This window comes from Anthropogastromicrobium sp. (genome assembly GCF_037349415.1).
Classification (GTDB): Bacteria; Bacillota; Clostridia; order Lachnospirales; family Lachnospiraceae; genus Anthropogastromicrobium; species Anthropogastromicrobium aceti.
In genome coordinates this window covers 41,882-57,373 of the sequence record NZ_JAXWCK010000057.1, presented here as the reverse complement: position 1 = coordinate 57,373, position 15,492 = coordinate 41,882, and the positions used below count along the sequence as shown (strand labels likewise).

14 protein-coding genes are annotated in these 15,492 nt (G+C 44.5%); 11 read left to right on the top strand and 3 right to left on the bottom strand.

Translation table 11 applies throughout. The annotated features are described in order from the left end of the window. The first annotated feature begins 25 nt into the window (after positions 1-25). From atpE to atpC, 7 genes are all read left to right on the top strand, one after another. On the top strand, positions 26-304 hold the full coding sequence (gene atpE / locus WJP93_RS12960; RefSeq protein WP_066560853.1) for an ATP synthase F0 subunit C: 279 nt from the start codon (positions 26-28) through the stop codon (positions 302-304). Between the two features lie 236 nt (positions 305-540). Continuing rightward, positions 541-1,047, top strand: coding sequence for a F0F1 ATP synthase subunit B (gene atpF / locus WJP93_RS12955; protein ID WP_118615819.1), 507 nt, complete (start codon positions 541-543; stop codon positions 1,045-1,047). Further along, on the top strand, positions 1,044-1,589 hold the full coding sequence (gene atpH / locus WJP93_RS12950; protein WP_308731618.1) for an ATP synthase F1 subunit delta: 546 nt from the start codon (positions 1,044-1,046) through the stop codon (positions 1,587-1,589). Before atpF ends, atpH begins: the two co-directional genes overlap by 4 nt. Before the next feature lie 30 nt (positions 1,590-1,619). Then, positions 1,620-3,134 carry a F0F1 ATP synthase subunit alpha gene (atpA, locus tag WJP93_RS12945; protein WP_262536036.1) on the top strand — a complete coding sequence of 505 codons (1,515 nt, stop codon included), beginning with the start codon at positions 1,620-1,622 and terminating at the stop codon, positions 3,132-3,134. Between the two features lie 18 nt (positions 3,135-3,152). Beyond that, positions 3,153-4,013, top strand: coding sequence for an ATP synthase F1 subunit gamma (gene atpG / locus WJP93_RS12940; protein WP_227100589.1), 861 nt, complete (start codon positions 3,153-3,155; stop codon positions 4,011-4,013). 14 nt (positions 4,014-4,027) lie between these two features. Next, the gene (atpD, locus tag WJP93_RS12935) at positions 4,028-5,431 is read left to right on the top strand and encodes a F0F1 ATP synthase subunit beta (RefSeq protein WP_066560862.1); all 1,404 of its coding nucleotides are present in this window, start codon (positions 4,028-4,030) and stop codon (positions 5,429-5,431) included. Next, positions 5,428-5,835 carry an ATP synthase F1 subunit epsilon gene (atpC, locus tag WJP93_RS12930; protein WP_066560871.1) on the top strand — a complete coding sequence of 136 codons (408 nt, stop codon included), beginning with the start codon at positions 5,428-5,430 and terminating at the stop codon, positions 5,833-5,835. Before atpD ends, atpC begins: the two co-directional genes overlap by 4 nt. Before the next feature lie 139 nt (positions 5,836-5,974). Here the strand turns inward: atpC and WJP93_RS12925 are convergent, their stop codons facing one another. The 3 genes from WJP93_RS12925 to WJP93_RS12915 are packed head-to-tail and all read right to left on the bottom strand — an operon-like array spanning position 5,975 to position 9,679. Further along, entirely contained in the window at positions 5,975-7,363 is a 1,389-nt protein-coding gene (locus WJP93_RS12925) for an ABC transporter permease (RefSeq protein ID WP_337548689.1), read from the bottom strand. Continuing rightward, entirely contained in the window at positions 7,360-8,673 is a 1,314-nt protein-coding gene (locus WJP93_RS12920) for an ABC transporter permease (RefSeq protein WP_337548688.1), read from the bottom strand. The genes WJP93_RS12925 and WJP93_RS12920 overlap by 4 nt, the downstream gene beginning before the upstream one ends. Then, positions 8,663-9,679, bottom strand: coding sequence for an ATP-binding cassette domain-containing protein (locus WJP93_RS12915; protein ID WP_227100595.1), 1,017 nt, complete (start codon positions 9,677-9,679; stop codon positions 8,663-8,665). The genes WJP93_RS12920 and WJP93_RS12915 overlap by 11 nt, the downstream gene beginning before the upstream one ends. Positions 9,680-9,887: 208 nt before the next feature. On the opposite strand from WJP93_RS12915, the gene WJP93_RS12910 reads away from it, so the two are divergent. The 4 genes from WJP93_RS12910 (at position 9,888) to WJP93_RS12895 (ending at position 15,467) form a co-directional block, all read left to right on the top strand. Beyond that, positions 9,888-12,185, top strand: a complete 2,298-nt coding sequence (locus WJP93_RS12910) for a glycoside hydrolase family 31 protein (RefSeq protein WP_227100596.1) — start codon at positions 9,888-9,890, stop codon at positions 12,183-12,185. A gap of 191 nt (positions 12,186-12,376) precedes the next feature. Next, entirely contained in the window at positions 12,377-12,589 is a 213-nt protein-coding gene (locus tag WJP93_RS12905; protein ID WP_066560884.1) for a FeoA family protein, read from the top strand. Positions 12,590-12,639: 50 nt separating this feature from the next. Then, entirely contained in the window at positions 12,640-12,861 is a 222-nt protein-coding gene (locus WJP93_RS12900; RefSeq protein ID WP_227100597.1) for a ferrous iron transport protein A, read from the top strand. Between the two features lie 125 nt (positions 12,862-12,986). Further along, positions 12,987-15,467: a ferrous iron transporter B gene (locus WJP93_RS12895; protein WP_337548687.1), complete on the top strand. Its 2,481-nt coding sequence runs from the start codon at positions 12,987-12,989 to the stop codon at positions 15,465-15,467. The last annotated feature ends 25 nt before the right edge of the window (positions 15,468-15,492 follow it).

Below are 15,492 nucleotides of genomic sequence, written 5' to 3'. Positions count from 1 at the left end.
ATTTTTCTAACAGGAGGAAAAAAGAATGGATTTTACAGTATTGGCTAAAGGTATTGCTCTTGCAGGTTGTGCAATTGGTGCAGGCTGCTCTTTGATCGCAGGTATCGGACCTGGTATTGGTGAAGGTAACGCAGTAGCAAAGGCACTTGAGGCAATTGGACGTCAGCCAGAGTGCAAGGGTGATGTTACAAGTACCATGCTTCTTGGTTGTGCCGTTGCAGAGACTACCGGTATTTATGGTTTCGTTACCGGTCTTCTTTTGATCTTTGTTGCACCTGGTATGTTCATGAATTTCTTGGGCTAATCCGGGTCGAAAAGTTACAAGCTGATCATGCTTGCATGAGGAAGCTTGTGACCTTGAGACCCGCAAAAACATGAGAATGCAGCGATTTTCGAAGAAAATCAGCGAATTCGAATGTTTTTAGAATTGCGAGAGCTGCAAAGCAGCGGAGCAATTCGTGGGCATTATAAAGTATATAAAAGACATATTTGGATTCTAACACAAAATGTGCTAGAACCAAAGAAAGGCATGGTTGACACATGAAGGAAGTACAGGAACTGGTAGGAATTGTGCCGTGGACATTCGTTGCACAGATCTGTAATTTGTTTCTGACTGTTTTTCTAGTGAAAAAGTTCCTTTTTGACCGTATTAATAAGGTAGTGGAAGAGAGAAAGCAGATGGCAGACTCCCAGATCGCAGACGCGACAAAAGCCAAGGAAGAGGCGAAGACGATGCGCGATCAATACGAGGCAAGCATTTCAAACGCAAAGGATGAGGCAAGACAGATCATTTCCGATGCTCAAAAGAGTGCTACCGAGAGAGGTGAGGCGATTGTTGCTGACGCAAAGAAGGAAGCAGTTGCCATCAAGGAAAAGGCATCTGCTGATATCGCCAAGGAGCGCACTGCTGCATTCCAGCAGATGAAGTCCGAGATCGGTGATATTGCCGTATCCATTGCCGGAAAGGTGATTGAAAAGGAAGTAAAGGAAGCAGATCATCAGAAACTGATTGATGAGTTTATTTCAGATGTAGGTGAGGCATCATGACAAAAACCGGAAAGCTATATGGAGATAGTCTGTATGAGTTAGCGCTTGAAAAGGATGTTGAGCAGCGCACATACAGCAAAGAGCTGCTTGATGAGCTTCGCATTGTAAAGAGTCTTTTTGATGAAAATCCAGATTACATTAGGCTGCTGCAGGAGCCATCTATTCCAAGAAAAACAAGACTTGGACTTATTGATAAGGCATTTGGCGCGCAGGCTGATGAGTATCTTGTGAATTTTCTAAAGCTTTTATGCGAAGAAGAACTTTTATCCGAGTTTTCAGGATGTGAGGAAGAATACAGGCAGCGCTTCCAGAAGGATCACAATATCGCTGAGGCACATGTTGTCAGTGCAGTGACCTTGAGCAGTCAGCAAAAGGCGGCACTTAAGGCGAAGCTTGAAGAGGTCTGGAAGAAGGAAATCATATTGGTCACAAAGACCGATCCAAACCTTATGGGCGGTTTGAAAGTTGAAATAGAAGGACGGCAGCTGGACGGAAGCGTCCGCGGCCGATTGGAGAGACTGCATAAGCTGATTGAGCAGTAAAAAAGCATATGCAGAAGTGAGGACGAACGAATGAATCTGAAACCAGAAGAAATCTCCAAGGTTATTCGAAGCCAGATTAAATATTATTCGAATGCCTTGGAGCAAAGTGAAATTGGCACCGTTTTGACAGTCGGCGACGGCATTGTGCGTGCCAGCGGATTATCAAACTGCATGGCAGGTGAGCTGCTTGCATTTGAAAATGGTGCATATGGTCTGGCTCAGAACCTTGAAGAAAACCGTGTATCTATTGTGCTTTTAGGCGCAGATGACGGTATCAGCGAGGGTCAGACTGTAAAGAGAACTGGAAAGGTAGTGTCTGTGCCGGTAGGCGATGCACTGCTTGGACGTGTTGTAGATGCACTTGGACAGCCAATTGACGGCAAAGGACCGGTAGCAGCAAGCGAGTACCGTCCGATTGAGCGTCAGGCACCGGGTATCTGTGACCGTCAGCCAGTTAAGGAGCCGCTTCAGACAGGAATTAAGGCAATAGATTCCATGATTCCGATTGGAAGAGGACAAAGAGAGCTTATTATCGGAGACCGTCAGACTGGTAAGACTGCGATTGCCGTTGATACGATTATTAACCAGAAAGGCAAGGGCGTTATCTGTATTTATGTTGCAATTGGACAGAAGCGTTCTTCTGTTGCATCCATTGTATCCGAACTGGAGAAAAATGGTGCGATGGAGTATAGTATCGTTGTTGCAGCAACGGCATCCGATGCAAATGCATTAAAATATATTGCGCCATATTCAGGCTGCAGTATGGGTGAGTATTTCATGGAAAATGGACGTCACGTGCTGATCATCTATGATGATTTAAGTAAGCATGCAGAGTCTTACCGTGCACTTTCGTTGCTGATCCGTCGTCCACCGGGCCGTGAGGCTTATCCTGGCGACGTTTTCTACCTGCATTCACGTCTGCTTGAGCGTGCATCTAAGCTGTCAAATGAGCTGGGAGGTGGTTCCCTTACCGCGCTTCCGATCATTGAGACACAGGCAGGTGATGTATCTGCTTATATTCCGACAAATGTTATTTCCATCACAGACGGACAGATCTTTTTGGAGACTGAGCTTTTCCACTCAGGTATTCGCCCAGCTGTAAACCCTGGTATCTCTGTATCACGAGTAGGTGGAAATGCACAGATTAAGGCGATGAAGAAGGTTGCCGGAACATTAAAGCTTATTTATTCACAGTATCGAGAGCTGCAAAGCTTCGCACAGTTTGGCTCCGATTTGGATGCTGATACAAAGGCGAGACTTGCAAAGGGCGAGCGTATCGTGGAAATTTTAAAGCAGCCTCAAAATTCTCCGCTTCCTGTTGAAAAGCAGGTTGCTATTATTTACGCCGTAGTTAACGATCTATTAGCAGACGTTCCAGTAGAGCGTATTCACGAGTTTGAGACTGGTTTAAACAATGAGCTTGATATTGATCGTGAAGGAAAAGCAGCGATGGAAGAGATACGACGCACTGGCGTACTTGGCGATGAGGCAAAGAGCGAACTGGAGCATTGCATCAACAATTATAAGGCGAAGTTCTTACAGTAATATTAAAGGAGAGTTTGTATGGCTGGAAATCAGAAAGCAATCAAACTGAGAATCAAGAGCGTACAGAGTACGATGCAGATCTGTAAGGCAATGGAGCTGGTGGCAGCGTCAAGGCTTCACAAGGCAATGGAGCGTGCTGAGAACAGCCGTCCATATTTTGAGGCACTTCAGGGCACACTGGCTCAGATCGCAGCTGAAAATATCGATATGATGTCCATCTACACGAAGGAACCGCAAAATGATGACTGGTGTTTTATCGTAATCGCGGGTGACAGAGGTTTTGCAGGCGGTTATAACAACAATTTGTTTCGCCTTGTTGAAGAACAGATGGAAGGTCATGAGGCGTGTGTGCTTCCGATAGGAAAGAAGGCATTGGAGCATTTTTCAAACCGCAAGGTGCCTGTTGTCTCAGATTCATTTACAGAGGCAGGCGATATCTCGGTTGCGGACTGCTTTGAGATCGCACGTTTGATATGCCATGGCTATAAGGAAGGTGGTTTTGGTCATGTAGCGATTGTTTACACAAATTTCGTAAACATGATGGTGCAGGAACCAAAATTTATTCCGATTTTGCCGCTGCCGGATATGAAGTCACTGCTTCCGAAGGATGCACCTGAGGCAAAGAAGCGTCAGATTATTTACGAGCCGAACAGCGAGGCAGTATTTAATGCCATAGTGCCTGAATATCTGGCAGGACTGATCTATGGAGCCATGAGTGAATCTGTGGCCAGTGAGCTTGCCTCCCGCCGAATGATGATGGATGCAGCGACAAAGAATGCGCAGGAGATGATTGATAAGCTCAATCTCCACTATAATCGTGTTCGTCAGGCTGGTATTACGCAGGAGATTACAGAGATTGTTGCAGGCTCAGAGAGCTGATGAAAGGTGAATATATGAGTGAAAGACATGTTGGCAAGGTAATTCAGGTAATGGGTCCTGTTCTGGATATTCGTTTCCAGGAAGGACAGCTTCCAGAATTGCTTAATGCCATTGAGATTGAAAATCAGGGCAGCCGCGTCATTGCAGAGGTTGCCCAGCAGATCGGTGACGATGTTGTGCGCTGCATTGCGATGAACTCTACTGATGGTATGGTTCGCGGCGTGGATGCAGTTGACACAGGTGCACCGATCAGCGTTCCAGTCGGTGATGCATGCCTTGGAAGAGTATTTAATCTTCTGGGCGATCCGGTAGATAAAAAGCCGGCACCTCAAAATGCAGAGCGCTGGAGCATTCACAGACAGGCACCGTCCTATGAGGAGCAGATGCCTACGACCGAGATTCTTGAGACAGGTATTAAGGTTGTTGATTTGATTTGTCCTTACGCAAAGGGAGGAAAGATCGGTCTGTTTGGTGGTGCAGGTGTAGGAAAGACAGTATTGATTATGGAGCTGATTCATAATGTAGCGACTGCTCACGGCGGTACTTCTGTATTTACAGGAGTTGGTGAGCGTACACGTGAGGGAAATGACCTTTACGGTGAGATGCAGGAGAGCGGCGTTATCGAAAAGACTGCCTTAGTATATGGACAGATGAATGAGCCGCCGGGTGCACGTATGAGAGTTGCGCTGTCAGGTCTTACAATGGCAGAGTATTTCCGTGATGTGAAGAATCAGGACGTGCTGCTGTTTATTGATAACATTTTCCGTTTTACACAGGCTGGTTCCGAGGTATCTGCACTTTTGGGACGTATGCCGTCAGCAGTAGGTTATCAGCCGACACTGGCTTCCGAGATGGGTGCACTTCAGGAGCGAATCACTTCTACGAAGAAGGGTTCTATTACTTCTGTTCAGGCTGTATATGTGCCTGCCGATGACCTTACTGACCCGGCTCCGGCAACTACATTTACCCATCTGGATGCGACAACGGTTCTTTCCCGTGATATCGCAAGTCAGGGTATTTATCCGGCTGTTGATCCTCTGGAATCTACAAGCCGTATTCTGACACCAGATATGGTAGGTCAGGAGCACTATGAGGTAGCAAGAGCTGTTCAGCAGATCTTACAGCGTTATCAGGAGCTGCAGGATATCATCGCCATCATGGGTATGGACGAGTTGGCAGAGGAAGATAAGCTGGCTGTAAACCGTGCGCGTAAGGTGCAGCGTTTCATGTCACAAAGCTTCTCTGTTGCAGAGCAGTTTACAGGTATGCCGGGACAGTACGTTCCGCTTAAGGAGACTATTCGTGGTTTCCGTATGATTATTGACGGTGAGTGCGATGATATCCCGGAGAGCTGCTTCCTCTTTGCAGGAACTATTGACGAAGTATTTGAAAAGGCTGGAAAGGCAGGAACTGTATGAACACATTCCATTTGCGCATAGTGACGATGGACGGAAAAGTGTTTGATGATCAGGCATCTCAGATTTTTCTGCGAACAATTGATGGTGATGTGGCGATCCGCGCAGGTCATATCAATTACTGCAGCGGAATCGGCATGGGTCAGGCTCATGTGACGCTCGCAGATGGTCATGAGCGATATGCTGCCTGCATTGGCGGCATGGTGTCGATGTTAAATGGCGAGTGCCAGGTAGCAGCGACAACATGGGAATGGAAGGAAGAGATTGATGAGGAGCGCGCAAAGAAAGCAAAGGAACGAGCCGAGGAGCGCCTGAATCAGAAAAATCTTTCAGACAGAGAGCAAAGAATTGCCGAGGCAAAGCTTCGCAGAGCACTAGTCCGGCTTCATGTAACAAACGAAGAATAAAAAAATCCCCCGTCTGGCATGGATGTGCCAGGTGGGGGATTTTTTTATTCGGTCCGGAAGTTTTACGAAGGGGCGCTTCGATTAGTGACTTTGTCGTCTCGTAAAGCACATCATCTTAGCGCCCGTTAGGTTACGAGGCTTACTTTGAGAAAATCATAGCGAATAATTGCTTCGCATTCGGGATATTTCCCTTGTACATGGACATTGCCTTGTAGATACGTCCGGCAAGTGCCATGCCAAGAAGGGCGGTAATGACCACGACTGCGAGGGAGCCGCAGGCCTTGGCAATGGAGATGGAGCCAAGAAGCAGGTGGCTTGGTGAAACAAGGATTGATGTAAATGGAATCCAGTCGAGGATGCCGACGGAACCCATCGAATCAAAGTTTCCGGAGAAGCTACCCGTACCGAGTGTTGCAAAGAAGCTAAGCAGCAGGACAATAACGAAGATACCGTTTGTCATGCTTAGGTCTTCCTGCTTGGAAGCTATTGCACCGCCAATTGAGGCGATTGCAAGGTAGAGAAGCAGGCCAGCTGCTAAGTAGAGTAAGAAAAATAGGATGTTGACCGGTGTAAAGATGCTTGAGAGCAGTCCCATATGACCAAACATCTGGATGAGCGGCATGGTGGTATCTGGATTGATTGTTTTTACTGCCCAGATACCGGCTGCAAAGCCGCCCCACAGTCCGATTACCCACAGTGCAATTTGAATGACACAGGTAAATGCCTGTGCAAGTACTTTTCCGATGACCATTGCCTCTGGCTTTACAGATACAAGCATCGTATCCATAAGCTTAGAGGATTTTTCTAGTACAACACAGTTTGCGGTGCCCTGACCGTAGAACAGAATCAAGAAATACAGAAGCATGATGTTTACATATGGAAGCATGTAACCTAAGACGTTTTTAACGGTAGCATCTGCATTCTGCTCGGAGTTGGCATCGTCGCCGCTTACAAGTGTGTCTGTGCCGTTCTGGCTCTCATAATAGGAATATTTATAGTTGATGCCGCCAAGAGCCGTGAGATCACTGATCGATGCCCCTGATTTGGCTACGGCAAAGACGGAGAACATCTGGCTTAAAAAGTCGCTGTAGTCATCGGCATCGTCCATGGAGAGGGCAGATGCTTCTGGCAGGATTACGCTTGTGTGAAAGCCATCCTCGTCGGAGGTGACAACGACAACCAGTGCATTGCCAGTATCAGTTTCGGCAACGGCGAGTGCATCCTCGTCGGTGTCAAAGCTGTGATAGGAAATGGAAGCGAAGGTTTCGTTGCCGGATGATTTTGCAATCATATTGAAAACGGAAAAGTCGAATGCATTTCCATCGGTTAGGTCAGCTGTATATACGTCGGAAATGACGGCGCTTGGTGTGTCACTTTTTTGAGTGAATTCCAAGAAAGACATAATTCCGAGCGGGAGCGCAAAGCATAACAGCATGACAATAAGTGTCGCTGTCTTCCAGCCCTTTGTGAGGCGGTGGCGCACAGTAAAGCCAAAGACCTTCTTTAGTCCGTTCAAAAAGGATTTCATAATGTAGCGCCCTCCTTTTTTCTATTTTTAAAAATTTGAAACAGCTGAGAAATTCCCATGTGGCTGCCGCGGTACAGCAAAAGATCGCGGTATACCTTTGCACAGAATATGCTCAGTGCAACAAGAATGATTGCCTGAATAACCCAAGAAAGAATCAGGACAATCAGTGAAATATTTCCGCACACATACGAAACTGGTGCGCAGAATACGCTGATGACCGGGCAAAGGGAAAGCACGGCTGCGGCAACTGCGTTATTGGAGATAATCGGTGTGAAGCAGGATACGATGTAACCAACCATAATAAGGAGCGTTACAACCATGATCGCTGGCTCAGACTGTTCCATTGTATTGCAACAGGTTCCGATCAGACCGGACAGAACCGCGTAGGTCGCAAATGCGAGAAGCAGTGAGATCAGTGCAATTACAATGGTGCCCCAGTTTAGATTCAGCTGTGAGAGATCAATGCCCATCTGAGAAAGTGTGGTGCTAAGACTTGCCATCTGAAGATACTCGACACTGATTTCATAGGAAAGAACAAATCCGATTGCCATCATCGCGATCATGATTAACACATAGGTCATGACAGCCAGAATCTTTCCAAGTAAAAGTGCGAGTGGGGAAACGCTTACCATCAGCAGTTCAATCAGCTTGGAATCCTTTTCGGTGACGATGCAGCGAATGATAAAGCTTGCAGAAAGCAGACACAAGATCATAACTACGATCGAATAGCCGTACTGGATGGCAAAGTTGGCATCAAAGCCAATACTTTCTGTGCCATTTTTCTGATCAAGGTAGTCAGCGGCGCTCATACTGTCCACATCGTAGGAATTTTGTGCGGACAGGCCAAGTGAAGCAAAGCGCTCCGATGTCATCTGGGAGGAAATCGCGGTCAGAAGTGATTCCAGATCCTCTGTTTTGAGGGAGCTGTTTTCTGCAATATGGCTCTCTACGGTGCAGGCACCGCTCTTATCTGGTGCGCTGATATAAACGTAGACATCAGTGTCGCCTAAATGATCGGCATAGGAAGTTTTGTCAAACTCAGCGGTTTCAAATGAAACAGATGAAAAAGCAGCATTTTGAGCCGTCAATGCATCAAAATCAAGTTCGGTTCCACTCTCATTTGTCACATAAGCTGTTTGAATTGGGCTGATTGAAACACTATTTCCGGTAAGGTTTTGAAGCGGAAGTGAAATAAGCGCCATTACAAATAAAATGAGCATTGAAACAATATTTGATTTGCTTTTCATGGTCTGACTAAGTGTAAATGAATATACGCTTTTCAGTCCACGAAGATTGTCATTATTCTTCATGTGCCTCACCTACCTTACTTACAAAGATCTCATGCAGAGACGGTTCGCGAAGATTAAAGGTAACGATTGTGATTCCTGCCTGAATAAGTGTGCCAAGCAGTGCATTTGCCTGCGCTTCACCAGTTACCTTCAAATGATATTCGCCTGCTAACTCAGAGAGAATCGAAATACCGGCATCATGGATATATGAGGTGATATCGGATTCTGTCTTTAGAAACAGGTGAACACGTCCATAACTTTTCTTGATCGTATTTAAGTTACCAGAAAGAATCGTTTTGCTGTGATCAAGTATTGTAAGATCAGTACAAAACTCCTCAATGGTGGACATTTGATGGTCAGACATAATCAGATATTTACCCTTATTGATCTGCTCGTGAATGATATCCTTAAACAAATCAGTATTGACAGGATCAAGACCAGAAAGCGGCTCGTCAAGAATAAGAAGCTCCGGGTCAGAAATAAGAGCTGCAATCATCTGAATTTTTTGCTGATTTCCTTTTGAAAGCTGATCAGCTGTCTTTGGTGCAATGCGCTTTTTTCTCTGATTACTGCTTCCAAATAAGCCTTTTTTCTTTGGTGAAGCTTCCTCATTCATGCGCGCCTTTTTTGCCTGAATATCGGCATATTCCTGCGGATAAAGATATTCAATAATATCAAAGCGCTCTGCCCAGTAGTGGATTCGCTTTTTTGCTTCAGAAGCTGATACACCGCGCAGGGCGGCAAAATACATAAGCTGATCCATAATAGTATATTTAGGATACAAACCGCGCTCCTCTGCAAGATATCCTACATTGCAGTTATTTATATCAAGCGGCTTTCCATTCCATGTGACAGTTCCGCTGTCACGTGAAAGCATGCCAAGCATCATACGGATAGAAGTCGTTTTTCCTGCTCCGTTTGTTCCAAGAAGTGCATAGACACCCGGACTGTTCATCTCAAAGCTTAAGTGATCAACAACGGTCCGTGTTCCGTATTTTTTTGAAAGATCTTGTACAACTAAACTCATAATTCCTCCTCTTAACATTCAAAGTAAATTTTTGTAGTGCTGTGACTAGCATATCATGAAATTATCCAAATGAAATACGGATGCAAAATTGAGGTATGTTTTTGTAATTTACAGTCATCACAATTGCTGTACATGCTTACAAAATTATGATATACTGAGAAAATAAAAAGCAATCCATGTGATGCAAAAATGTTAAAGGAGGAGCATTATGTTTGGCAGGCTTTTGTCATTTGAACCAGATGCCACAGGCGTAACGGTAAAGTTTGAACATAAAGAGGGAAGAATTTCCTTTATTACAGACCGCATTGTGCGAGTATACAGCTCGATGGAAGAAAAGCACAGACCATCAAGGGCAGTTGTGCAGGAACCAAAGAAGGTTGATTTTCAGGCACGTCAGCAAAAAGAGTTTATTACAATTAAAACAAAGAAGCTTCTTGTTCGCGTAAGAGATGAGTTTCAGGTTGATTTTTTGACACCAGATGGCCGAATGATCTCTGAGCAGACCGCAAGAACAACAAAGAAGCAGGAGATTACAGCACAGCAGGCCGAATTACTGGCAAAGGAAGGTCATGAGCTGCCAAAAAAGCAGTCAGATCATACATTTGAAGTTGTGCGTATGCTTCATCCAAAGGAGCATATCTATGGTCTTGGCGATAAGACTGGCTTTCTTGATAAAAGAGGCTACGCTTATGAAATGTGGAATAGCGACATTCCAGATACGCATACAGATTTTTTCCCAAGTCTTTATAAGTCTGTTCCGTTCTTTATTTCAATGCGTCCTCATTTTACATATGGAATTTTTCTTGACAATACGTCAAAGTCTTATTTTGATATGGGAAAGGAAGAGGCAGAGCGCTATTATTTTGCAGCAGACGGCGGCGATTTAGACTACTATTTTATTGCAGGCGAGACAATGCGTGATATTTTAGGTGCGTACACAGGACTGACAGGACGCACTGCGCTTCCGCAGAAGTGGACGCTTGGATATCATCAGTCACGCTGGGGATATATTACCGAGGACGATATCATGGATGTTGCAGAAAAGATGCGTCAATGCCGTATTCCATGCGACAGTATTCATTTTGATATCGACTACATGGATGCTTTTAAGGTATTTACATGGAATCGGAAAAATTATAAGGATCCTAAAAAGACATTACAGAAGTTGACTGAGATGGGCTATAAGCCAGTTACTATTATTGATCCAGGTGTCAAAAAAGAAGATGGCTACGATGTTTACGAGGAGGGAATTAAGAACGGCTATTTTGCCTTCTCAGCAGAGAATGAGCTTTATGTGAACGAGGTATGGCCAGGTGATGCTGTTTTCCCGAGCTTTACTAATCCAAAGGTACGCAGCTGGTGGGCAGACAAGCAGAAATTTTTAATTGATATGGGTGTTCGCGGTGTATGGAACGATATGAATGAGCCTGCGAGCTTTAAAGGTCCGCTGCCTGATGATGTACAATTTGCAGATGAGGATGATACAGTAATTCTCCATAAGGATGCTCATAACATCTATGGTCACTGCATGGCGATGGCAACAAAGGATGGATGGTTAAAATATGATGGCCGCAGACCATTTATAATCACACGTGCAGCATATGCCGGAACGCAGCGTTATGCGCTTGTATGGACAGGCGATAACCAAAGTATTTGGGCACATTTACAGATGGCGATTCCGCAGCTTTGCAATCTTGGCCTTTCTGGATTTTCATATGCTGGAACAGATGTAGGCGGCTTTGGTGCAGATACAACAAAGGAACTTTTGGCACGTTGGGTTCAGGTTGGATGTTTGTCACCGTTTTTCAGAAATCATAGTGCACAGGGTACGAGAAAACAGGAGCCGTGGCAGTTTGATAAGGAGCTTTTAGAGATTTACCGCAAGTATGTAGAGCTTCGATATCACTTGCTTCCATATATCTACGACTGCTTCTTTGAAAGTGAGCAGACAGGCCTTCCTATTATGCGTCCTCTTATGTTAAATTTCGAAAAGGATGCAGAAACTTACGAAATAAATGATGAGTTTATGGTAGGTGAGTGGCTGCTTGCTGCTCCAGTTGTAACACAGGGAACAACTATGCGTCTTGTCTATCTCCCAGAGGGTGCGATGTGGTACGATTTCTGGACAGGAGAAAAGTATAAGGGTGGTCAGTATATTACAAAGAAGGCACCGTTAGATACTATGCCGCTGTTTGTACGCGCAGGTGCTGTGCTGCCGCTTTATCCTTTAATGCAGTATGTTGGTGAAAAGGAAGTGGAAGACTTGACACTTGCAGTTTACCCGGGCATTGGAAATTATATTCATTATCAGGACGATGGTGAGAGCTTCGCCTATAAAAAGGGCGGCTACAATGCATATGTATTCTCACAAAATAACGGCCGTCTGCAGATTAAAGATGCAGTAAAGAATTACGAAAAGCCATATAAGGGCTTCTATGTTAAGATCTGCCGTGATGGTGTGACGGCACTGTCAGAGACACCTGGTGAGTATTTGAACGCAGAGTAAGCAAAGCAAAATTAAGATTAAACCTAAGTGACTTAAAGTGTCATAAAAGCTGTGGTGATAAGCCACAGCTTTTTTTGAAAAAATCTAAAAAAAGTTCTTGACATCTAATAAGGGTTTGGGTATACTAATTTGCGATAGGAAATGATAAATGTTATCAAGTATAAGAAATAAAAGAAAGAGAGGTATGTGCTATGCCATTATCGATGGCTCCAGAGGGCAAGGAGAATGTAATATGCAAGATTGGCGGCAAGGAGGAAACCAGATTGTTTCTGGAGAGACTAGGGTTTGTTGTCGGCGCAATTGTTACGGTTATTTCTGAGATTCAGGGTAATCTGATTGTCAACGTAAAGGATTCAAGAGTTGCGATTGGCAAGGACATGGCCGGTAAAATCTTGGTTTCCTAAGAGAAACAATGTGCACCTGTTATACACCAGGTCGCGGAAAGGGGTTTGATATGAAAACACTGAAGGATGCAAGCATCGGTCAGACTGTAAAGGTAAAGAAGCTGACAGGTGAAGGCCCGGTGAAGCGCCGTATCATGGATATGGGAATCACAAAGGGCGTTGAGATCTATGTAAGAAAGGTAGCACCGCTTGGTGATCCGGTAGAGGTAACTGTAAGAGGATACGAGTTATCACTGCGTAAGGCAGATGCTGAGATGATTGAGGTAGAATAAATTTTTTTTACCTAAAGGTTAGCTTATACTAATAAAAATGAGCGTAAGCGATTAGAAATCAGCCGTGACAAATCAAAGTAGCATTTGCAAAATAGTAAAAAAGGCGAGAAAACAGGAGGTTTGTAATGTCAATTAAGATTGCATTAGCAGGTAATCCCAACTGTGGTAAAACAACACTTTTTAATGCGCTGACAGGATCCAATCAGTTTGTAGGAAACTGGCCAGGTGTTACAGTTGAGAAGAAGGAAGGTAAGTTAAAGTGGGATAAGGAAGCTACAATTATGGATCTTCCGGGTATTTATTCATTATCCCCTTATACACTTGAGGAAGTTGTAGCAAGAAATTATCTGATCACGGACAGACCAGATGCGATTTTAAATATCGTAGATGGTACTAATATTGAGAGAAATCTGTATTTGTCTACACAGATCATGGAGCTGGGTATTCCAGTAGTTATGGCAATCAATATGATGGATCTTGTTCGCAAGAGTGGTGATCAGATTAATGTTGATAAGCTGTCCAAAAAGCTTGGATGCCCTGTTGTTGAGATTTCAGCATTAAAGGGTGACGGTATTAAGGAAGCAGCAAACAAGGCAGTTGAGCTTGCAAAGAAAAAAACATTAAGCAAGCCGGTACATGAGTTTTCAAAGGAAGCAGAGGACATTATTGCAGATGTTGAGAATAAGCTGACCGGAATCAAGGATGAGCAGAAGCGCTTCTTTGCAATCAAGCTTCTTGAGAAGGATGATAAGATTGCAGCTCAGATGAAGTCTGTTCCGGATGTTTCTGATGAGATCAGCCGCATGGAGGATACATTTGATGATGATACTGAGAGTATTATCACAAATGAGCGTTATACATACATTTCATCTATTATCGGTGAGTGCTGTAAAAAGGCACATGGCGGCAAGAAGCTGACGCTTTCCGATAAGATTGACCGTATTGTAACGAATCGTTTTCTGGCTCTTCCAATTTTTGCTGTTATCATGTATATTGTATATTATGTATCAGTAACAACAGTTGGAACCATTGCAACTGACTGGGCAAATGACGGAGTATTTGGCGATGGCTGGTATCTGGCAGGAATTGGCCGCAGTGCATATGAAGAAGATGCTGGTGAGTATGGCGATGCAGAGACAATCATTAATGCATTCGTTGATGAGTCTGGTGATGAGGAACTGGCAGCAGCAGTAGATGCTGAATCAGAGGATTATGATCCAGAGGCAGCAATCACAGCTGTAAAAGCTTATGCAGCAACAGTAGCAGATGACGCAGAAGTAACTTACGTTGTTCAGGATGAGGAAACCATGGCAGAGGAAGATGAGACTGCTAATGGCGCTGATTTAAAGGCAGCAGTAGAAGTTTATGAAAAGTGGAATGCAACCGCTCCTGATAATGCCGATTATGGCATCTGGATTCCTGGTATTCCAGCATTTTTGGAGTCTGCTCTTGATGCAGCAAATTGTGCAGACTGGTTAAGAGGTCTGATCATGGATGGTATCGTAGCCGGTGTAGGAGCTGTACTTGGTTTCGTTCCACAGATCTTGATTTTGTTCATCTTCTTAGCTTTCCTTGAAGGATGCGGATACATGGCTCGTATCGCATTCATCATGGACCGTATTTTTAGAAAGTTTGGTCTTTCTGGTAAATCCTTTATCCCGATGTTAATCGGTTCTGGATGTGGTGTTCCTGGAATCATGGCTTCACGTACTATCGAGAATGACAGAGACCGCAAGATGACCATCATGACAACTACCTTCATTCCGTGTGGTGCAAAGCTTCCGTTTATCGCAATGGTTGCAGGTGCTATCTTCGGCGGTGCTTCATGGGTTGCTCCGTCAGCTTATTTCCTTGGTATCGCAGCAATTATCTGCTCTGGTATCATCTTAAAGAAGACAAAGTTATTTGCTGGAGATCCGGCTCCGTTTGTTATGGAGCTTCCGGCTTACCATATGCCAACAGTAGGCAGCGTTCTTAGAAGTATGTGGGAGCGTGGATGGTCCTTCATCAAGAAGGCTGGTACAATCATCCTTCTTTCCACTATCGTAATTTGGTTTACTACTTACTTTGGATTTGTTGATGGCGCATTCCAGATGCTTGAAGACGATCAGATCGATTATAGTATCCTTGCAACTATTGGTAAGGCAATCAGCTGGATCTTCATTCCGCAGGGATTTGGCAACTGGCAGGCAACTGTTGCATCTGTTACAGGTCTTGTAGCAAAGGAAAACATTGTTGGTACAATGGGTATCTTGTATGGCGGACAGGAAGGCGTAAGTGTCTATGCAGCAATGGCAGCTTCCTTTACAGCAGTAAGTGGTTACGCATTTTTGGCATTCAATTTGCTGTGTGCTCCGTGTTTCGCAGCAATGGGTGCAATTAAGAGAGAGATGAATAATACAAAGTGGTTCTGGATTGCAATTGGATATCAGTGTGGATTTGCTTATCTGGTAGCTTTAGTAATCAATCAGATTGGCCGTCTCTTTACAGGTGCCGGTTTTGGTGTTGGAACAGTAGTTGCATTTGTAATTATCGCAGCATTTATCTATCTGTTGTTCAGACCATATAAGGAGAGCAAGACGTTTCAGGTTGCAGCCGTAAAGTAATAGTTGGTAATAAGAGTGTATGTGT